The organism is Pseudothermotoga sp. U03pept (assembly GCF_051235805.1).
Lineage (GTDB): Bacteria > Thermotogota > Thermotogae > Thermotogales > DSM-5069 > Pseudothermotoga_B.
The window spans coordinates 1,997,989-2,018,985 of record NZ_JBPNXV010000001.1; the positions used below are offsets into that span (position 1 = coordinate 1,997,989).

20 protein-coding genes and 1 riboswitch are annotated in these 20,997 nt (G+C 42.6%); of the genes, 13 read left to right on the forward strand and 7 right to left on the reverse strand.

Features of this window, described 5'->3' with window-relative positions; all coding sequences use genetic code 11:
• Positions 1-78: 78 nt before the first annotated feature.
• Complete coding sequence (locus ACSFC1_RS09760) at positions 79-1,635, reverse strand: ABC transporter permease (RefSeq protein WP_435565911.1); 1,557 nt, start codon at positions 1,633-1,635, stop codon at positions 79-81.
• The gene (locus tag ACSFC1_RS09765) at positions 1,632-2,618 is read right to left on the reverse strand and encodes a thiamine ABC transporter substrate-binding protein (protein ID WP_435565912.1); all 987 of its coding nucleotides are present in this window, start codon (positions 2,616-2,618) and stop codon (positions 1,632-1,634) included. Before ACSFC1_RS09765 ends, ACSFC1_RS09760 begins: the two co-directional genes overlap by 4 nt.
• A gap of 44 nt (positions 2,619-2,662) precedes the next feature.
• A riboswitch (TPP riboswitch) is annotated at positions 2,663-2,771 on the reverse strand.
• A 111-nt stretch (positions 2,772-2,882) separates the two neighbouring features.
• Here ACSFC1_RS09765 and ACSFC1_RS09770 point away from each other — a divergent pair.
• Genes ACSFC1_RS09770 through topA form a run of 3 tightly spaced genes read left to right on the forward strand, consistent with a single transcriptional unit; the run spans position 2,883 to position 7,503 of the window.
• The gene (locus tag ACSFC1_RS09770) at positions 2,883-3,926 is read left to right on the forward strand and encodes a 3'-5' exoribonuclease YhaM family protein (RefSeq protein ID WP_435565913.1); all 1,044 of its coding nucleotides are present in this window, start codon (positions 2,883-2,885) and stop codon (positions 3,924-3,926) included.
• Entirely contained in the window at positions 3,926-5,335 is a 1,410-nt protein-coding gene (locus ACSFC1_RS09775) for a phosphoglucomutase/phosphomannomutase family protein (protein ID WP_435565914.1), read from the forward strand. Before ACSFC1_RS09770 ends, ACSFC1_RS09775 begins: the two co-directional genes overlap by 1 nt.
• Positions 5,336-5,346: 11 nt before the next feature.
• Positions 5,347-7,503, forward strand: coding sequence for a type I DNA topoisomerase (gene topA, locus ACSFC1_RS09780; protein ID WP_435565915.1), 2,157 nt, complete (start codon positions 5,347-5,349; stop codon positions 7,501-7,503).
• A 22-nt stretch (positions 7,504-7,525) separates the two neighbouring features.
• Here topA and ACSFC1_RS09785 read toward each other — a convergent pair whose 3' ends face one another.
• A complete protein-coding gene (locus tag ACSFC1_RS09785; protein WP_435565916.1) occupies positions 7,526-9,070 on the reverse strand; it encodes a Na+/H+ antiporter NhaC family protein in 1,545 nt (514 codons plus the stop codon).
• A 567-nt stretch (positions 9,071-9,637) separates the two neighbouring features.
• On the opposite strand from ACSFC1_RS09785, the gene ACSFC1_RS09790 reads away from it, so the two are divergent.
• The 8 genes from ACSFC1_RS09790 (at position 9,638) to ACSFC1_RS09825 (ending at position 14,787) form a co-directional block, all read left to right on the forward strand.
• Positions 9,638-10,081, forward strand: coding sequence for an SRPBCC family protein (locus ACSFC1_RS09790; protein WP_435565917.1), 444 nt, complete (start codon positions 9,638-9,640; stop codon positions 10,079-10,081).
• Positions 10,082-10,093: 12 nt separating this feature from the next.
• Complete coding sequence (locus ACSFC1_RS09795) at positions 10,094-11,251, forward strand: iron-containing alcohol dehydrogenase (protein WP_435565918.1); 1,158 nt, start codon at positions 10,094-10,096, stop codon at positions 11,249-11,251.
• 77 nt (positions 11,252-11,328) lie between these two features.
• Entirely contained in the window at positions 11,329-11,553 is a 225-nt protein-coding gene (locus ACSFC1_RS09800; RefSeq protein WP_435565919.1) for an FmdB family zinc ribbon protein, read from the forward strand.
• Between the two features lie 44 nt (positions 11,554-11,597).
• Positions 11,598-12,005, forward strand: a complete 408-nt coding sequence (mce, locus tag ACSFC1_RS09805) for a methylmalonyl-CoA epimerase (RefSeq protein WP_435565920.1) — start codon at positions 11,598-11,600, stop codon at positions 12,003-12,005.
• 12 nt (positions 12,006-12,017) lie between these two features.
• Positions 12,018-13,559, forward strand: coding sequence for an acyl-CoA carboxylase subunit beta (locus ACSFC1_RS09810; RefSeq protein ID WP_435565921.1), 1,542 nt, complete (start codon positions 12,018-12,020; stop codon positions 13,557-13,559).
• Between the two features lie 10 nt (positions 13,560-13,569).
• Positions 13,570-13,911, forward strand: a complete 342-nt coding sequence (locus ACSFC1_RS09815) for an OadG family protein (protein ID WP_435565922.1) — start codon at positions 13,570-13,572, stop codon at positions 13,909-13,911.
• Positions 13,887-14,318: a biotin/lipoyl-containing protein gene (locus tag ACSFC1_RS09820; protein WP_435565923.1), complete on the forward strand. Its 432-nt coding sequence runs from the start codon at positions 13,887-13,889 to the stop codon at positions 14,316-14,318. The genes ACSFC1_RS09815 and ACSFC1_RS09820 overlap by 25 nt, the downstream gene beginning before the upstream one ends.
• Before the next feature lie 10 nt (positions 14,319-14,328).
• Positions 14,329-14,787 (forward strand): chemotaxis protein CheW, encoded by a 459-nt coding sequence (locus ACSFC1_RS09825; protein WP_435565924.1) that lies wholly within the window; start codon positions 14,329-14,331, stop codon positions 14,785-14,787.
• Here the strand turns inward: ACSFC1_RS09825 and ACSFC1_RS09830 are convergent.
• Positions 14,738-15,997 carry a TolB family protein gene (locus ACSFC1_RS09830; RefSeq protein ID WP_435565925.1) on the reverse strand — a complete coding sequence of 420 codons (1,260 nt, stop codon included), beginning with the start codon at positions 15,995-15,997 and terminating at the stop codon, positions 14,738-14,740. The two genes, ACSFC1_RS09825 and ACSFC1_RS09830, sit on opposite strands and share 50 nt — an antisense overlap.
• Before the next feature lie 81 nt (positions 15,998-16,078).
• Between ACSFC1_RS09830 and ACSFC1_RS09835 the strand changes: the two genes are divergently transcribed.
• Both ACSFC1_RS09835 and fliD read left to right on the forward strand, forming a co-directional pair.
• Positions 16,079-16,432, forward strand: a complete 354-nt coding sequence (locus ACSFC1_RS09835; protein ID WP_435565926.1) for a flagellar protein FlaG — start codon at positions 16,079-16,081, stop codon at positions 16,430-16,432.
• A 5-nt stretch (positions 16,433-16,437) separates the two neighbouring features.
• The gene (fliD, locus tag ACSFC1_RS09840) at positions 16,438-18,243 is read left to right on the forward strand and encodes a flagellar filament capping protein FliD (RefSeq protein WP_435565927.1); all 1,806 of its coding nucleotides are present in this window, start codon (positions 16,438-16,440) and stop codon (positions 18,241-18,243) included.
• Here fliD and ACSFC1_RS09845 read toward each other — a convergent pair.
• The 3 genes from ACSFC1_RS09845 to ACSFC1_RS09855 are packed head-to-tail and all read right to left on the reverse strand — an operon-like array spanning position 18,240 to position 20,841.
• A complete protein-coding gene (locus ACSFC1_RS09845; RefSeq protein ID WP_435565928.1) occupies positions 18,240-19,655 on the reverse strand; it encodes an Rne/Rng family ribonuclease in 1,416 nt (471 codons plus the stop codon). The two genes, fliD and ACSFC1_RS09845, sit on opposite strands and share 4 nt — an antisense overlap.
• Positions 19,656-19,669: 14 nt before the next feature.
• The gene (hpf, locus tag ACSFC1_RS09850; protein ID WP_435565929.1) at positions 19,670-20,197 is read right to left on the reverse strand and encodes a ribosome hibernation-promoting factor, HPF/YfiA family; all 528 of its coding nucleotides are present in this window, start codon (positions 20,195-20,197) and stop codon (positions 19,670-19,672) included.
• Complete coding sequence (locus tag ACSFC1_RS09855) at positions 20,194-20,841, reverse strand: hypothetical protein (protein ID WP_435565930.1); 648 nt, start codon at positions 20,839-20,841, stop codon at positions 20,194-20,196. Before ACSFC1_RS09855 ends, hpf begins: the two co-directional genes overlap by 4 nt.
• Between the last annotated feature and the right edge of the window lie 156 nt (positions 20,842-20,997).

The following is a 20,997-nucleotide window of genomic DNA, read 5'->3' on the forward strand; positions in this document are numbered from 1 at the left end:
CCACCTACAAATTTATTCTACCCCAACTTTGAATTACCTTTCTTGCCAGCACAGTATTTTGCAAGTTTTAGCTGGGTACTACCTTGAAGGTGTTTCAGTGAAATGCTCAGCTACAAAAAACAAAAGAAGAACAATCCACATCAAGATAGAATTGAGTGCCTGTGCTTCGCCGATGTGACGTGTGCTGAACAGTTTGTAAGTTGCGACTGAAACGGTAGTGAATCTGCCTTCTGAAAGAATCACAGTTGCCGTGATCTCGCCAAGCGCAATTGCCATAGAGAAAGTGAAGATTCCAAGCAGCTCTTTTTTGAAGATAGGCAGTGTAATGAAAAAGAGACTTTGCAAAGCTCCACATCCATCGATTTTACCTGCTTCCTCGATCTCTCTTGGAAGGTTTCTCCACAAATTCTGCAGTGAACTGTGCGCCAACGGAAGAGATATGAGAGCATAGATTGCACCAAGTTTGACGGGTAATGGTAGTAAGGTCATTAGAATCATGCCAAAAGCCATCGTGGCTGGTGATATCGATATTGGTAGGTTTATCATCACAGAAATAAGATTGTTGTATCTGACCGAAATGTAAGAGGTCATCAAACCTATTACGCAAACAGTGACAGAAGCTAATGCACTCAAAACGAGACTGAAAAAGAGTATGGATTTGACATCGGCTCCTACTATCCATTCAACGGTCTGACTGAACAATCCTTTGAAGTTTTGGAAGGTGAAAGTGCCACCATATCTGAGGAATCCTCCGAGTGAGGACATGAACAGAGGAAGAAAGACAAACAAAACAACTACAAACACGTACAGATAAGTCCATTTTGGAAGGTCCTCTTTGAGTGTCTCACCAGAAAACTCCCCGGTCCTTGTGGACAAAACCAGAAATATGAAACTCGCAAGTGCGACAAAGACCATCTGAATAAGGGTCAGAGAAAGTGCACTCTCAAAATCTAGTAAAACTTTCAAGTACATGTAGATATTAACCTCAATCGTCGAGTACTTTATGCCTCCCAAAATCAAGACAACGGCAAAACTTGTGAAGCAATACAAAAAGGAAAGTGCGAACGCTGATCCTATAGCAGGTAGAGCCAAGGGGAGTTCGATGTACCAAAAGCGTCTGAATCTTGAAGCGCCCTCTAAGTTTGCCATCTCCAATATGGCTTTGTCTATTCTTTCAAACGCATCACCGACTATTCTTATGAACAATGGAAAGTTATAGAAAACATGTCCGATGAGAACGGCAGTAAAGGTATACAGTATCCTAACTTTGATGTTGAAAACCGATAGAAATGCGTTGAGTAAGCCGTTGTTACCAAAGGTTAGTAAGAATCCCACTGCCATAGATATTCCTGGAAGAACAAATGGAACCATACTCGCAGATTTCATGAGACTCTTGACCGCTGTCGGGAGTTTTGTCCTTGCCATTAAATGAGCGCCCGGTATGCCCAGGAGCATCGTCAACAACGCCGAGAGAAGTGCTTGAAAGGCCGTGAATCTCACAACAGATGAGTTCAGTGATAGTACTCTCACAAGATCTATCTGTGGAAATCTCACAACCAACAAGATCAGTGGGTATATCAGAAAAGTGCCGACGAAAACCGTCGGCACCAACGACAGCAAGAAAGGTTTTCTCATTTAGCTATCATTACCTTTGCCCATTCTTCGAGCCATTTCTTTCCATTTCTGTCGAAGAGCTCATAATCAAATGGTAAGACTTTTTCGATCTTGCTGGCATGCTTGTAAGCCTCAGGAAGTTCTATTTCGATCACCGGGTACATCCACTGATTCAAAGGCACTTCAGATTGAAAACTCTCCGAAAGGAGAAACTCTATGAACTTCTTAGCCATCTCGAGATTCTTGGTGCCCTTTACGATGGCTGCATATTCGATTTGAACAAAAGCACCTTCCTCCATCACCACAGGTAAGTACTTCAAACTCCCATACTCGTGATAGCTGTACGCACCATCGGTTGCATAGCTCACCATTATGTCAGCCTCACCAGTTTCCAACATGCTGAAGGCTTCATCCCAACCAGGTGTGATTGTGAGTATACTGTTCCTCAAGTTTTTCCAGTAATCCAAGAAACCGTCTTCACCGAAGACTGCTATTGTCCAAAGTAAGAACGAAAGTCCTGTGCTCGATGTACGAGGATCTTGAACGACCAATTCCTTTGCGAATCTCTTATCGAGCAGATCTTTGAACGACTTCGGTGGATTTGCTATCTTCTCGGTGTTGTACACCAAAGCAATTGCGCCAAAATCATATGGTGTACCATAACCTTGTGTATCGAGTAGGCTACGGTCTTTCACCTTTGAAATATTCTCAGGAACAAACTGCATCAGAAGTCCTTCCGAAATCGCTCTCCGTAATAACGGTTGATCTAATCCGACAACCACATCTGCCTTGGGTTGGTCCTTTTCCAAGATCATGCGTGATAGGACGTTGCCTGCATCGCCAAATGACAAGATCTTCACTTTGACATTGTACTGCTTCTCAAAGATCGGTATCGTCTTCTGCGCAATGCCCGAAGCGAAGCTGCTGTAAGTGTAAACGACCAGTTCTTGAGAAAAGCTTGACACTACGAGAATTAGTGCTACAATAAATAACAACTTTCTCATATACACCACCTCCCCAAAGTTAAAACCCCGCCACCGGCGGGGTAATTTATCACCTTTTTGCTCCCTACGCCGGCATTACCCGGATCAGGTTCAAGGGTCGAGGGTTTCCGCCCTCCTCTCAGCCTCGGATTAGAAGCTCCCCTGCATGGTATTCACTTGCAATTTTATTTTACCACAGCTGGTGTAGATGATTGCAAGGTCATCAAATTGTTCAACACCAAAAACATGTTGTAAAATTATTGTGCAAGTGAGAGGAGTGATTCTGTGAAACTCGGTGACAAGATACCCAGAGACATCTTCAACGAGCTCGAAGCGAGTACTTTCTCAGTTCTTCCATTCATTCAGCAACTGAACCAAAAGGTAAATGAGAATGTTGAGATTGTAGCAAAAGTCTTGAGCAGAAAACTTCAAGAAGCAAAAGATCAAAAGAGGTTTCTGCTGATGACCCTCTCAGATAAAACAGGAAGTATAAGAGCTGTCGATTGGCACAATGCAGATAGAAACTTTGGTAAGATCAACGAAGGTGATGTCGTTTTGGCAAGAGGTCGCGTCGTTTACTTCGAAGATCACGTGCAACTGAATTTAGACAAGGATCCAGAATCTGTCAAACCCTTGAAAGATTCTGAGTACGATTTTCGAAGGTTCGTCGATGTAGCCACTCGCGATATAGACAAGATGTACAACGATCTAAAGGCACTGATAAAAGACATCTTAGACGATGAACTGAGAATACTTTTGGAAAGTCTATTCGTTGAAGACTCTCAGTTCGTTAAGCAGTTTCTTCAAATTCCTGCTGGCGTAAACGTTCATCATGCATACCTGGGAGGTCTACTGGAACACACCTTAGATGTAGCTTCTCTGTGCAAAGCACTCTCTACTGTCTATGAGCAGTTCATCAACAGAGATATTCTAATCTGCGGAGCAATCTTACACGATATTGGAAAGGTAAAAGAATACAGGGTGACTCAGAAAGGCTTTGAGGTCACAGATGAAGGCGAATTGATAGGTCATATAGTACTCGGCACAGAGATGTTTTTAGAACAAGCAAAGAAAGTGGCGTTGAGCAAAAGCAAGTCGATGCAACTTGAACACATCATTCTTTCCCATCATGGAGAACTCGAATGGGGTTCACCAGTTGTTCCCAAGACAGCAGAGGCTTTTGTGATTCACATGCTCGAAAATATGGATGCGAAATTGGCGCGGTTTAGAGCAATTGGAGAAAAGGAAAAAAGAAATGGCACAGACAAGATGTGGAGTGAATATGATAGGCATTTACAAAGACGTCTTTGGCTTGGAGGGATTGACTGATGAAGATCAGATTCGGCACATCAGGATGGCGAGCAGTGATCAGTGACCAGTTCACCTTCAGCAACGTGAAAATAGTGAGCCAAGCCATAGCCGAATACGTGAAGAAAATGGGTGGAAAGACTCTGATTGTCGCACGCGATACCCGGTTCATGACTGAACACTACGCACAGTTGGTGGCTCAAGTATTGGCTGCAAATGGCATAAAGGTTTTGATGCCAGAGAATCCGACACCCACACCAGTCGTATCCTTTGCTATAAGACATTACGGTTTGTCTGGTGGAATAAACATTACAGCTTCGCACAATCCACCTGAATACTGCGGTATAAAATTCAATCCAGCTGATGGTTCGCCAGCATCACCCGAGATTACAAAACAAATAGAGAGTTTGATTGAAAAGATAGACGAAAGCAAAGTACCTATGATGAGTATTCGCGAAGCGAGCGCAAAGGAATTGTTCGAGATCTTTGAGCCAAGAGCCGACTATATGAAAGCAATTGCAAAGAAGGTTGATCTTGAAAGGATCAAGTCGGCTGGTTTGAAGGTTATCGCCGACCTTCTGTACGGAACCGCAGCAGGATATTTAGACGATCTGTGTAAATCGATTTGTGGTGACTTTGAGGTATTCCACAACTACAGAAATCCATATTTTGGAGGAGGACGACCTGAACCAGATGAAACGCGCCTAAGAGAGTTCGCCGAGAGAGTTAAGAATCGTGGATGGGATGTAGTAGTTGCAACAGATGGCGATGCAGATAGATTTGGGATCGTTGACGACACAGGTGATTTTGTGAAGCCCAATGAAGTAATTGCTCTCTTAGCACACCATCTGTACAAGAACAAAAACCTTAAAGGACCTGTTGCAAGGACCGTTGCCACCTCACATGCACTTGATGCAGTTGCACATACCTTCAATGAGAAAGTCATAGAGACACCTGTGGGCTTTAAATTTCTTGCAGCCACACTTTTGAGTGAAAACGTGGTCATCGCCGGAGAAGAGAGTGGAGGTCTTACCATACAAAACCACACACCAGAGAAAGATGGGATATTAGCTTGTTTGTTGATTTTGGAGATGATGGCTTACGAAAAGAAGGCTTTGTCTGAGATAAGGGAAGAGTTCAGAAGAAATTATGGTGAGTTTTTCAACACGAGAATAGATTTTGAACTGAAGGATGAAAAAGAAAAACAAGAACTTCTGACGAAGTTCAAAAACATAAAGGATTACTTGTCTGGCATTCAGATAACTGATCAAGACTCCGTTGATGGTATGAGATATTTCTTTGACAGACCAGGGGCATGGATGCTCGCGAGAGCTTCGGGGACAGAACCCGTAGTGAGGATATACCTTGAGGCGAAAGATACTTCAACTTTGCAAAGTATGATCACAGCGATTCGTAAGCTGAGTAGATAGGAAGGGAAAAGATGAAGAAGATCATAATCGTCGAATCACCAGCAAAGGCAAAGACTATAAAAGAGATACTCAAAGGTGAATATGATGTCATCTCTTCAAAGGGACATGTGCGCGACTTGCCAGAAAAGGAGTTCGGAGTCGACATAGAGAATGACTTCGAACCACAGTTCAAGATCATCGATGGAAAAGAAAGAGTAGTTCAAGAACTCTCTGAAAAGGCAAAAGGTAAAGAAATCTTACTCGCATCTGATATGGACAGAGAAGGTGAAGCGATCGCCTGGCACCTTGCAGACATTCTTGGAGTTCTGGGCAAGAAAAACAGAATTGTGTTCAGTGAGATCACCCCAAAAGCAATACAGAGTGCGGTGAAATCTCCAAAGCACATAGACATGAAAAAGGTTCAGGCACAATTAGCAAGACGCATACTCGATCGTATCGTTGGATACAAGATAAGTCCATTACTTTGGAAGATGCTCAAGGCGAACCTGAGTGCTGGAAGAGTCCAGTCAGCAGCATTGAAGATCATCTGCGAAAGAGAAGTTCAAAGGCACAGGTTCGTACCAAGAAAGTTTTGGAAGATTCAAGGTTATGTGAACTCACTGAGATTCTATCTCACGCACATAGATGGAAAAAGAATAGAGATGCAAGACGTCACCAAGGAAGTAGCTCAAGAGATCGAAAAAAACGTCAAGACCCTGAAGGTCAAGCAGATCAAGAAGAGAGAGGTTCATAAGAAGCCTCCCTTGCCTTTCATAACCAGTACACTACAACAAGAAGCATCAAACAGATTGGGCTTCACCGTAGGAAAAACAATGCAAATCGCACAACAGCTCTACGAAGGAATAGACACTCCAAATGGGCACAGAGCTTTCATAACCTACATGAGAACCGATTCAACAAGAGTATCAGATTTCGCCAAAGAGATGGCTAAGGATTACATAATGAACAACTACGGCAAGAAATACCTCTCAAAGCAGGCAGTTTCACAAAAGAAAGGACAGAATGTTCAAGATGCACATGAGGCTATCAGACCAGTTGAAGTGAATCTCACACCGAGTGAAGCTGAAAAAGAGCTTTCGAAAGATCACTCGAAACTTTACAAACTCATCTGGGAAAGATTTCTCGCTTCACAGATGAGTGAAGCTGTCTACGAGGAGACCACAGTAATCTTTGAATCTGGACGGTATACCTTTGAATCCAAAATCGAGCGCAGAATCTTCGATGGCTTTGAGGTGTTGTTCAAGAAAGAAAAGGAACAAGAGCTTCGAATTCCATCTGGTGAAGTCTTGGTAAGTAAATGGCAAATAGAAGAAGATGAGACAAAACCTCCCTCACGCTACACAGAAGCCACAATGGTACGTGCGCTTGAAAACAGAGGCATTGGCAGGCCAAGTACTTATGCGACTATTATCTCAACGCTCCTTGAGAGAAAGTACGTTGTCAAGAACTCTCAAGAACTCGTTCCAACAGTCATGGGTTTTGTGGTCAACCATTATATGGAAAAAAGGTTCCCACAAATAATAGATCTGCAATTCACCGCTCACATGGAAGAAGGTTTAGACGAAGTGGAACAAGGTAAGAAGGATTACAAAGAACTGCTCAAGGAGTTCTACGAACAGTTCTCTAAATACTTAGAGGATGCCCAAAGACAATGGCTTTCGATAGACATCCCAACAAGTCTGAAATGTGATTGTGGTGGTGATTATCAGTTAAGAGTTGGGAGATATGGCCTATATCTATCGTGTTCGAAATGCTCGAAAACTTCATCGATAGCACTTGATACTCCAGCTGTACTCGATGACAAACTGTATCTTCAAATGGACAAACAAGATTCATTACAGATAAATTGTCCAGCCTGTGGTGACCAACTGGAGGCAATGGACGGCAAGTTTGGAAGGTACTTCAAATGCAAGAAATGTGGTAGAACTTACACGGCTTTTGCCAGAGGAAAATGTCCAAAGTGTTCTTCTGTAGTCGAGAGAAAGATGAGCAAGAAAAAGAAAGCCTTCTTCAAATGTACAAATGAAAACTGTGACTTCATCAGTTGGCTTGAGCCATCAGATGAAAAATGTCCTGACTGCTCAGAAAGTCTTTATTACAAGAAGGTTCGTTCAAAAGAAGTGTTGTACTGTCAGAGCTGCAAGAAATCCTTCGATCTGAAGGAATGAAAGGTGGGCAAGTGCCCACCTTTTAAGCATATTGCTTAGCAGAGAGCTTGTTGAAAGATCTCGCAATAACAATCAGCAAGAGTATGCCGATAGGTAAAAGGAGTAAGGGGGTCGCTTTCAAGAAGCCGTACAACAGATACATGATGATAGAAACGAAAGCACAGGTAAGTGCATAAGGTATTTGTGTATTTACGTGATCCAAATGGTCACTTCCAGAAAAGATCGAAGCCAGAACGGTCGTATCAGAAATCGGTGAACAATGATCGCCGAAGATCGCACCAGCGAAGACAGTCCCAGCCATGACTGTCACAGAAATCCATGCATTACCGGTGATTTTGTAAGCTATGGGTATCGCAATCGGTGTGAGAATTGCCATGGTTCCCCAAGAGGTGCCCGTAGCGAAAGAGATCATCATTCCAACAGCAAAGATGATAGTTGGTACCAAAGCGAAAGAAACATTCTCTCCAACCATTGACACCACATAACCCGCAAGGTCCATATCTTTTGTAACGGTACCAATAGACCAAGCGAGTACCAAGATCGCACACGCAAGAAGCATGAGTTTGAAACCTTCCAAAATCGTCTTCATGGTTTCTGAGACGGTCATAAGCTTGAAGCCAAGAGCAATTACTATACCAGTCAACGTCATCGCAAAGGCGCCCCACAAAAGAGCTGTTGCAGCATCAGCATTACCAAGTTTTTCGATAAGAGTTTCCCCACCCACCTTTGCGCCAGTATAATAAAATCCAAATATCGTAACAACAACCAGCGCTAAGATTGGCAGAACAAAAGTAATTATCATCGGTCGCTTTTCTATAGGCTTGCCGAGTTCAAAATCAACATTCAGCATCGGAGATGCACCATCTCTGGAAGTCTTACCTTCCTTCTGCGCTCTCATCTCTGCCTTCAACATCGACCCAAAATCCCAGTTCGTAATAGCTATGATTCCAACGAAGATCACAGTGAAGATACAATAAAAGTTGAATGGAATACTTCCCAGAAAGGCGGACAAAGGAGAAATGCCTGTTATACCTGCACCCTCCATACCTTTTTGAATCATCGCTAACTGGTAAGCTATCCAATCAGATATGAAAAAAGTAGCCACAGGAGCAGATGTGGAGTCGAGTATGTAAGAGAGTTTCTCCTTAGAAATCTTGTGTTGCTCAAAGATATCCCTTGTGACATTTCCAACAATCGCTGCGTTGATATAATCGTTGAAAAAAACGATAACACCCAAGAGCCATGCCCATATGTTTGCAGATCTTCGGGTTTTGATCTTTGTTCTTGCCCAATCTGCAAGCGCTTTGCTGCCACCGAGTTTCCATATAAAAGCTATACCTGCACCCATAAATAAGTTGAACAAGAGCAGTTTTGCGTCCCACTCATCTGCCATCGAGCCGATGATCTTTTCAAGAGAATAACCAACCCCAGCAATCGGATTGAAACCATTCAGAAGCAAACCACCTGTGAAAATGCCAAGGAAAAGCGAAAGAAGGACGTTCTTGGTCACAAAACACAGAACAATAGCGACAAGTGGTGGTAAAACCGACCAAAAGCTGCCTTCCACCAACCACACCTCCCCAAGTAGTTTGGTATACTGAGAAAATCTAACCTCACGGAAAAAATAACAAAAAAGCAGGGTTAGACCCTGCTTAGTATATTATACCACAAAAAGAAAAATTGTCAAGCCAAAATTTTCAGCCCCCCATGACTTTTTTGTTATACCACAAATTCCTTATAATCGCTGTGAAAATTCTGCTCGCATCTCACAGTTGAGCTATTTGCCTCTTTCTTTTTCAATTGCAGTTCCATGTGGCAAATCCAACTCTTTCCAACCACAAGATGTCTTCACAGAGGCTAAAGAAAGAGAACCTTCCGAGTATTGCCTCGATCTATCAAGATTGATCCTATGCTTCTAAATCCTTGCAGTATTTTGAACCAAGTCGAGGATTCAAATCATTCAAGTTCTTGTACATAAAGCAAGAACTTTGCTGATGAAGATGACCGTTTCATCTAAGAAGTTCTGTACAAAACAAATCAAATTCCACTACAAACGAGATGAGCATCTTATTCGTCGTTGATATTGTAGAATTATCTTGAGTACGAACAGCAAAAATGATGAGGTGATTCAAGGTTGCTCGAGATACCGCCAATGGAATTCATAGAATATATCAATAAACCGGTTGAAATTGTCTGGAAGACTTTCATCAACCCGAATGGTTGGGATCCGTGGTTTACCGATGGTATGAAGATGGAAGTTGAAGAAGGTGGAAGAATATTTTTCCGCTGGGTTAGATTAACCCAAGGTGAAACAGTAGAGGATAAGGGCGTTACAATAACTCTTGAACCATACAAGAAATGGGAGTTCTGGTGGTATGAATACGAAGATGGTTTTAGATCACACGTTCTGATGACCTTTCAGGCAGACGGAGAAAAAGGCACCTGGGTGAAGGTACAGGACAGAGTATTTACAGCAGATTTCTCTGAGCTTCCCATAGCTTTTGGTTGTGCCTATGGTTGGGGACAGATGCTACTGCTTGTGAAAACTTATCTTGAAAAACAACTCGTTCTCATTTGAGGAGGTGTGTTTATGTTCAGTGCCTTCTTACCAACAAAAATTGTTTTTGGAGAGGGTAGTATCGAAAAACTCTCATCATTGGCAAAAAACTTGGGCACAAAGGCTTTACTGGTAACAGGCAAAAAGAGTACGAAGAAAACAGGTTTACTCGACCGCGTAATAGATTTGCTCAAGCGTGTGGGTATCGAATCAATAGTCTATGACAAAATCCAGCCGAACCCGATCAACGACGATGTTGATGAAGCAGCACAGATCGCCATTAGAGAAAGAGTAGAATTTGTGGTCGGATTGGGCGGAGGAAGTGCTATTGACTCGGCAAAAGCAATAGCGATAACTGCAGCAATGGGTGGAAAGTTTTGGGAGTATGTGCCAGTGGGTGGTGGTAAAAAACCAACCAAAGCCCTACCTGTTATTGCGATACCAACTACACATGGCACAGGTACTGAGGCAGATCCTTTTGCCGTGATAACTAATCCCAGAACAAATGAAAAGGTTGGAATAGGTTACGATGTGATCTTTCCAAAGTTTTCGATAGTAGATCCAGCCCTCATGACAACTCTTCCAAAGGATCAAACGGCATATACCTCTATGGACGCTTTCTACCATTCATTGGAAGCCTTCCTTAACATCGACGCGAATGTCTATTCAGACATACTTGCAATCGATTCAATGAAAAGGATAGTGGCAAATCTTCAAACCGCTTTTGATCATCCAGACAACATGTATGCCCGTACAAACCTTGCATGGGCGAGTACAGAGGCTGGCATAACCGAAACACTGACAGGTGTCATAGCTAACCACGCTATCGAGCATGGACTGAGCGGTTTCAACCCACAACTTGCCCATGGTTTAGGTTTGTGCATAACTGGTCCATATCTGCTTGAATACATGTTCGATGAGTGTTACGAAAGATTGTCCACACTGGCAAGAGAGATCTTCAACATTCAAGAATTTGACGTGAGAAAATCTGCAAGGCTTTTCATAGAAAAGCTCTACGAATTTCAGGAGAACTTCAAGTTGAATCCAAAACTCTCAACTTTGGGGTTCAAGGAAGAGGATCTTGAGAAGATTGCCCATGTTGCCTTTAACACAATGAAAGGAGTGGTTACAAAATCACCGAAAAAACTCGGTGAAGAGGATCTTTTACAGGTAATCAAACGCGCATTTTGACCATTTTTAACAGTTTCGCAACCTTCAAAGGTTAAGATATCAATTGTGAGGCGCAGACAGACGCAGGAGGTGATGATATGCCATTCTACAGGTATGTGTGTAACAATTGCGGCGCACAAAAAACAGTATTTCATTCAATCAATGAGAATCCTGCGATCACATGTGAGCACTGTGGTGAAAAGATGAAACGCGGTATTTCAAGAGTGGGAATCGTCTTCAAAGGAAGTGGCTTTTACTGTACAGACAACAAGAACGGCTCGAAACCAGCTGAATCTAAGTCGGAATCTGAAAAAGTGGCATGAAGGGGCATACTGCCCCAGATTTTTTCTGAGCAGGAGGTGATACCTTGATCACCAAAAAGATAGACCACATAGGAATAGCAGTAAGGGATGCTTCTACAAGACTCTCGCTGTACAGAGATTTTCTCGGTATAAGCGATATACACGTTGAAGAGCTCCCACAGCGTGGTATCAAGGTTTACATGATAAAGATTGGGGAGAGTAAGATAGAATTGCTTGAACCCATGAACGAGCAATCTGAGATCAGTAAATTTCTCGAAAGTAAAGGTGAGGGAATTCACCACATAGCCTTCACAGTTGAAGGAATCGACCAAGCAGTAGATCTTGCCAAGAAATATGGTCTGCAAGCCCTATCGGATTCCCCAAAGCCTGGTGCAGGCAACACAAAAGTTTTGTTCCTGCACCCAAAGACAACCGGTGGGGTTCTGGTTGAGCTCGTTGAAGGTATTCACTGAGGGGGAATGAGGATGGACGAACTCATAATGAAATTGCAGCAAATGAACGAGAAGATTGAACAAGGTGGCGGTGCAGAGAAAATAGAGAAACAGCACTCACAAAATAAGTTGACAGCTCGTGAGAGAATCCAATTGTTGGTAGATGAGGGTACTTTCCTTGAGATTGACAAATTCGTAAAACACAGATCTACACTTCTCGGCATGGACAAAGAAGATCTGCCGTGCGATGGAGTCATAACAGGAATTGGAAAGATCGCAGGTAGGCCTGTTGCAATTTTCTCACAAGATTTCACCGTTATGGGTGGCTCACTCGGTGAAATGCACGCGAAAAAGATTATGAAGGTGATGGATCTGGCAATGGAGCTCGGCATACCGTTGATAGGTATCAACGACTCAGGCGGAGCGAGAATTCAAGAAGGAGTAGATTCGCTCTATGGTTATGGAGGAATTTTCTACAGAAACACCGTTGCCTCTGGTTTGATACCCCAGATAACACTCATCGCAGGTCCTTGCGCTGGTGGTGCTGTCTATTCGCCAGCGATAACTGACTTCGTTGTGATGATAGACAAATCGGCAAAGATGTTCATAACAGGTCCCAACGTCATCAAAGCGGTGACCGGTGAAGATATAAATCAGGAAGATCTTGGTGGTGCATACGTTCACAATACCAAGAGCGGCAACGCACACTTCTTGGCAGAAAGCGAAGAAGAAGCGGCAACTTTAATAAAAACTCTCCTTTCGTACATACCGCAAAACAACCTTGAAGAGCCACAGCACATACCTGGAGAGTACAATCTTTCAACTGGCGAAGAAATACTCTCAATCGTGCCCGTGGAACCGAACAAAGGATATGACGTGAGGAATGTCATAAAGCTGGTAGTAGATGAAGGAAGCTTCTTCGAAGTGCACAAACATTATGCGAGAAACATTGTCGTTGGATTTGCGAGAATTGCTGGTATGAGTGTGGGAATCGTGGCAAATCAACCATCTGTCTTGGCTGGTTCTCTCGATATAGATTCTTCTGACAAAGCCGCAAGATTCATCAGATTCCTTGACGCCTTTAATATGCCAATCGTGACTTTTGTCGATACGCCTGGTTATCTACCAGGTGTGCAACAAGAGCACGGCGGCATTATAAGACACGGTGCAAAGCTGTTGTATGCTTACAGTGAAGCAACCACACCAAAGATAACGATAATTCTGAGAAAGGCATATGGTGGAGCATATATAGCTATGGGCAGTAAACACCTTGAAGCCGATTTTGTCGCTGCTTGGCCCACGGCAGAAATTGCGGTTATGGGACCAGAAGGTGCTGCAAACATCATCTTCAAGAAGGAGATCGAAAGTGCACCGAACCCGGAAGAAAAAAGAAAGGAATTGGTTCAGCAGTACCGAGACACCTTCGCAAATCCATACGTTGCAGCATCGAGAGGTTACATAGACGCTGTAATTGATCCAAGGCAAACGCGTCAATGGATCGCACAATCACTGGACATCTGTAAGACGAAGGTACGATCCCAACCAAAGAAAAAGCATGGTAACATACCTCTGTGAGGTGATTTGATTGTCTATAAGTTCTTTCGTCTTGACAGGTATCTTGGCAGTCTTTTCCATATTTGTCATCCTGTATATCATTTTCATCTTGATGAGCTTAGTCTTTCGTGACAAGGGGTCGAGAAAGAAAGAGGTCCCCACACCACCGCAAATGCCACAACAAGCTGAGAACCATCAAGATGATACCCACATAGCCATCATAAGTGCCGTGATCACTGAGATCTTGGGAAAACCCGTGTTGGTGAAAAAGGTCTATCAATCAAGAAATTATGACTTAGAAGATAGAACAACGACATGGAGAAAAAGTGGTTGGAAAGGAGCGAGAGGATGGCGCGCAAGTTCAGGGTGGTAGTGAATCAAAAAGAATACATCGTCGAGGTAGAAGAGCTTGGTGGAACAACAAACGCTCAAAGTTCCCAGCCCGTCAGCCTTCCGGCTGAGAAGCCCTTAATGGAACAACCGAAGGTGGAAAAACCAGTTGAAAAGCCAAAGGTAGTTGAGCAGCCTCAAGCACAGACTTTTTCCAAATCACCCGTTTCAACAACAGGAATTGAGGTCAAATCACCAATGGCTGGATTGATAGTCAAGGTCCATGTGAGTGAAGGACAACGCGTAACGCGCGGCCAGAAATTGGTGGTGCTCGAAGCGATGAAGATGGAGAATGACATTCTCTCTGAACACGATGGAAAAGTCTCAAAGATACTTGTAAAGCAAGGAGACAACGTTGAAACACAACAAACACTTCTGATCATAGAGTGAGGTGACCCTTGTGGAACTGAAGGTGGTTAGCTTCATGTTGGGTGAAGAAAAATTCGCTTTAGACATCATGAACGTTGACAGCATAGTCGAACTGGGTAAGATAGTAAGGATACCAGAGTCGAATGACTATGTCGAAGGCATCATGAATCTCAGAGGAACTGTGATACCAGTGATAAATCTCAAGAAGAAGTTCAAAATGAGAGACACTGAAAGAAAACCTTCTTCGAAGATCATCGTGATCAATTTGGACGACAGAAAAGTTGGTCTACTTGTTGATCAAGTTCACGAAGTGCTGACGATCACAGACAAACAAATCGAACAAGCCCCAGCAGACCTCGGCAAGTCAAAAACAAATATTCTCCTTGGAATCGCCAAGCTCGATCAAGACCTTCTGATCATTCTGAACGCCAAAGAGTTACTCACGACCCAGGAGCAGATTGAGCTTCAAGGTTTGACGAAGCTGGCGTGAACCTCAAGATCCATATGTCTGGCTCATAGCTACCTTCGTAGACGCTGAATGCTATGAGCTTGCCATCAGGTGAAAAAGCAGGGTAAAAAGCGTCATGAGGAATATCCTTCGTGACGCACCATTTTTCTTCTGTGTACAAGTCTTTTACCCAAATAGTGTAATAGCCTGTTGAATTGCAAGAATAAGCAAGATATCTACCATCTGGTGAGATCGCTGGATCATGTTCGTTGAAAAAACTGTTCTCTATCGTTACGACACTTCCATTCGGTGTGAGAGCGTAGATGCCGAAATCAGAATCCTTCAAGCCAACAAAGTAAATAGTTCCCTTGTACACAGTAGGAGAAAAGACCATGTCGAACTCTGAAGGTATGTTCAATTTAGTCCTTTTCTTGGCAAGAGTTGCCGAATAGAGTGCATTGGACCTTTCTGCATCTTGCACGTACACAACGGTGTTTTCATCGTACCAATTTGGACAATAAGCTGGATTGTTACCCGCAGAGATCAAAGAGATATTCCTTGAGTAATTTTCAATCGGCATAACATAAACATTCCAGAAACCATGCAAAGAACCTTGAAAGGCAAGACGCTTTCCATCTGGTGAAAATCTCGGAAAATATTCACTACTACCAGCAACAGGCAAAATACTCATTTTTCCTTCGTTCAGTTCAAGCAGTGCTATATTTCTGTTTCCCGAGAGCCTGTCTGTTATAAAAGCGAAATATCTGCCATCAGGGCTGAAGGTGGCATATTCATCGACCGAGGGATGATAGGTAATCCTTAGATAACTGTCGAATTTGTTGTTTTTCAAAAGCCACATGGAAGCCTTTTCAAGAGGGTAATGCGTACATTCCCTCACAAACTCAGAATATGGTCTTTGATCTTTTTTTGAATAAGAACACGAATAGACAATTTGGTTATTCTCAACCCAAGAAGCATCAAACCTTTCTTGGGTTGCATCATAAGTCACGTTGAAGAACAACTCATATGATTCTTCCACATTCAGCGTCACAGGAGAAGCAAAGACAATCAAACCGTCGGTGGTCAGTTCCATGTAAACTTCACTCGGCAAAAGAGAGATCAACGACCGAGTAAGATCGTCGATCAGTTTTTTCGAATTTTCTGAACCTAAGATGTTGATCTTCAAACCAACTGCCGCAAAGTTAAACAAAGAAAACAACACAAAGAACAAGGCTATCAGAGTTCTTCTCATGGTTTAATTATATCATCTTAAAGGATTTAGCAGGATGGACGATTAATAATATAGAGACAAGGATGTTCGGAGGTGATCTTAATGAGAATCGATCCGACGGATCGGATCAATCCAATAGAGAGCACCCAGAAGCTTTCTTCAGCAAAGCCTCAAATTGTGCGTGTCCAAAACCATGTTAATGAAGATGAGGGAGCTCCCGAAAACAAGAAAATAGAAGAAACACTTGACGATCTGAAGAAGTCGCTCGAGAAGATCAGAAACTTTCTGAGAGCCGAGGCACAATTCACCATAGATAGGGAGTTAAACATGATTATAATCAAAATCAAGAATGTTGACACAGGAGAAATCATAAGACAGATACCGCCAGAAGTCGCCGTGAAGATAGCCAAGAATCTGCAGGAGTTGATAGGTGTTTTGTTTGACGAAAGGGCGTGAGATAAATGGATCTGTCTTCAATAGCAAATACTATAAATTACAAATACCAAAGCACATCGAGTAAGATTCAATTCGGTGGTATCTTTTCTGGTCTTGACACAGCTTCTATCATCGATGCACTACTCTCGAAAGAAGTAGAACGGGCAGAAGTTTTAAATACCAAGTACAAGAAACTCGACTTAAAGCAAAAAGCGTACCAAGAACTGGATGACAAACTTGAGAGCTTCATGAGTTTTCTGAGCACTTTTAAACTACAGTCGACTCTGTTAGCCAAAAAGGTGAGCACAGACTCACAAATTTTATCTGTTTCTGCAAATGCAAGTTCTATCAATGGAACGTACTATATCAAGACACTCTCAACGGCAACGAACAGTTCTCTTGTAAGCGGCAGAACCATTGGACCAGACAACATAGATGGTTCGACCACCTTTGGAACCCTAAACTACAGGTATGTGGCGCAAGATTCACAATTGAGGATTCAGAAAGGCTCAACTACACAAACAATATCTATTAGTACCAGCGATACCATAAACGATATAATCTCAAAGCTTGAAACTGTCTTTGGATCGGGCAATGTAACCTTCACTCAAGGAAAGCTCAAAATTGATAGTAATGAAGCCTTCGCAATAAGAGAAACGAGCGGCACTTTTATGCGAGTATTCAACCTCTCAGATGCGCCGATAACTCAGAATGGTTCAACATATTCGATTCAAAGCACAGCTCACGTTGGTGCAATATCTACAAGCAAAAGTTTGTCTGAAATCGCGTCGTACCGTGGACTGAGCGTGAGCAGCGGCGAACTGAAGATAAACGATGTGAGTATATCTTTCACCGACTCGACAACCTTGAAGCAGCTTATAGACGCCATAAACAAAAGTGCGGCGGGAGTCACTGCGCGGTACGATGAAAACTCCGATAAAATCATTCTCACCTCTACTTCAACTGGTTCGAACACCATATCTGTTGAAGACAATGGCACTGGGCTATCACAACTCCTTGGACTTGATATAGGTACTTTCAATGTTGGTAGTTCTGCTCATATTCAGGTGAGCAACGACGGAGTGAACTGGACAGATCTATATTCGTCGTCCAATACCTTCAGCTACAGTGGTTTAACAATAACTGTTAAAGACCTTTCTACTTCAACTCAAGTTGTGAATGTCACCAATGACACAGATGCGATAGTTGAGCAGATCAAAGAGTTTGTAAACCAATGGAATGAAGTTATGAAATACATGCGTACAAAACTCACCGAGAGCGCAGTTACTGGTAAAGAAGAAAGTGAAATGACCGACGAAGAGAGGATGCAGGGAATTCTTAAAAATGACTCTTTGCTCAGAAGAATATTTGAAAAAATGAGGAGTTTCATAACGACAAGTGTTTCTGGCGATGTGAAGTATTTGTGGGAGTTGGGAATAACCACTGGTTCTTACGGTTATCAGAATATGATCTCTGGAGCACTCGAGATCGACGAAGACAAGCTCAGAGCTAAGCTGACCGAGAACCCAGAGGCTGTATGGGCATTTTTTGGTAGTACAGACACAAGCACTCAGGGATTGGCACAACAGCTTCAGCAGTACATAAGAGATTTGACTAAAATCGGCGGACAAATAGATTCCGTTGTTGGCTTGAACGGTAGTCTGAACAGAGAAAAGCGAGTGCTTGCACAACAACTGACTGATTGGATCAAAAGAATTCAGAAGAAGGAACAAGATCTCTGGACGAAATTTTCAGCTATGGAAGAAGCTGTTGCGAAGATGCAATCTATGAGCACTTACCTTTCCAATATATCAACTAAGAGTAGTTCTTAAGAGGTTTTCTTGCTCAGGATCACGGTGAAATCTCCTGGATTCGCGCCTTCAAAAGTGAAGTTCACTTTTTTCAACAGTGTTGTGGGAAGAGACTGCTTTATTTTCTCTATGTAACCAGACAATCTCTGATGAAGCACGACTTTTACAGAAGTGTACTCGTTGGTATTCCCTATCTTTGAGAGTTCATTTATAACTCTCTTAACAACAACAAGTGGAGAAACTACTTTGCCTGTGCCTTTGCACACAGGACAAGAGGTGAACAACAATTGGTCTACAGATGGTGATTTTCTCTTTCTCGTCATCTCGAGCAAACCAAGTTTTGTGAACCCCATCAACTCAACATGAGCTGAATCATTTTTCATCACGTTCTGAAACTCTCTCATGAGCCTGTCGTAGTAATCCTTTGATGGCATGTCTATGAAGTCGATCACTATGATTCCACCGATATTTCTCAGTCGCAGTTGTCTTGCAATTTCACGGGCAGCTTCAACATTTATCTTGAAAGCAAGCTCGGCATGGCTCTTCTCAGCCACAAAACTCGCGGAATTTACATCGAAAACAGTCATAGCTTCTGTCGTGTCCAATGCGACATAGCCTCCACTTGGCAAGTCAATAACTCTGTTCTGCAATTGACCCAATTGATTGTAGACACCAAGTTTGTCAAATAGATCTTCTTTTTCGAAGTGGATAAAGGGTTTCTTACTGAGTTTTTTGGAGACTTCTTTTATCTTCTCGTAGAGTAGTTCATCATTGACGTAAACCTCATCGATTTCTTTATTCAAACGTTCCCTTATGATGTACTCTGCAGCTGTAGGTTCACAGCGTATGAGTTTAGGTTTTTTTGCTCTTTTGAACGATGTGAGTATTCCATACCATTCTTTTTGAAGTTCTCTAAATTCTTCAACGATGAACTCTTCAGGAACAAACTCAGCTGCAGTCCTGACGACTATCCCTTCGTTTTTCAAAAGGTCTTTGATGAGTTTTTTCAGTCTCTCACGTTCTTTTGAATCGTGTACCTTCTTGGAAACACCTCTCGCACGCGAGAGGGGAAAATAAACCAAAAATCTTCCGGCAAACGAAAGCTTGCCGGTCACCTGCGGCCCCTTAGTACCTATGGCATCGTGCTTCACCTGAACCAAAACCTTGCTTCCTTCTTTGATATTCTCTGCACCAATGATTTCTTTCAGATACTTCTTGGGAAGGTCTCCTAACTTCAAGAAAGCGTTTTTGTTCTCCCCAATGTCTACAAATGCCGCATTGAGACCTGAAACGATCTTTTGAACACGCCCAACATAGATATTTCCAGATATAAACTCGTTCTCTTCTGTAAAGAGTTCTTGTAGAACTCCGTCAATCAGTATAGCCCCGTTCACTCTGTTTTCTTGTACATTTATGACAAGCTGACCAGACACAGAATTTTCACCAGCTAATCAACGAATTCGAGTAAACCTATCTTACCGTCTTTGCGAAGGTAGAGCAAGTTTATCTCGTTGGTTTCAGAGTTCCGATAGACAAAGAACTGTCTGTTCATCGTCTTGAACTGTAGTATGGCCTCTTCCAAAGGCATAACCGATAATGTCAGTCTTTTTGTCTCAGATATCTCCGATTCATCTTCAAGTAGTGATGGATTGATCTGAGGGACCTTTTCGCTTGCCGTTCTGTGTTTCTCACGTATCGTCGATTTTATCTTCTTCACTTTCTTTTCGAGTGCATCTGACATTTTGTCGATTGCAGTGTAGAGATCTGGATCCTTTTCCTGAACAACGACTATGTTACCTTTCAGGTTCACGTTTGCTTTCAAAACATAGTTTAAAGCGTCCTTCTCTGCTTTCACTTCCGCAGAAATCACATCATTTTCTTTGAGGACTCTATCCACCTTCTCGAGCCTCTTGGAAAGGTATTCCTCCATGGCTGGGGTTGAGTCAAAACCTCTTGTAACAAATTTGTAGTTCACTTGGTCACCTCCTCAACTAAAGCCTTTCTCTTTCTGACATAATCTTCAACTGCGTTGAACCAATCTTCCTGATGCAATATCGCGTAACCAAACAGAGTTATCATCATGTAGAGAAGTGTGTTCGTGTCCAATGAGAAAGTGAAGGATCTCATCTCTTTATCGACAATCGAAGAAAGGAACTTCGCTTCTTCATCCTCAAAATCCTTCATTGACTTGAAAAAGAAATGGTATGCCAATGCAAGTCCAACTACCACTACCATAAAACCAAACACAACAAAGAGATTGATGATAAGACCAGCAGCTGCGATGGCAACACCAAGATTCACCATTGTTTCATCCATCTTCAAGGCAACGGCGGCATAATTTGGAAACTTTTCTGCAATCTTTCGATGGAGCTCTTTTACAGCCGAACGCCATCTCACCAGCGTGAATACAAGCGCAAGTCCTGAAACAAGGCAAATACCTTCTGTGAAACCGAGAAAGCGAAAGGAAGTTAACGCCACAAGGAAGTTAGCAGCAACTGAGATTATTGACGCGATCAGTCCTAAAACACACGAAACGAAGAAACAAATGAGAGCATATGAAAAAAAGTCTCTCGATGGCAACTTCGAACCACTCACAAAAGGCATAAAATACTTATCCACAAATATCCCCCCTTACAACGATGATACCAGAACTGACACAAAGAAGAGCACAACACACAGCAAGATCATAAAGACAGAACTCATAGAGATTTCACGTAACCTTCTGAAAAGCAAAAAGGAAACGACCAGCAAACCCAGTCCTCCTATCATGAGCCA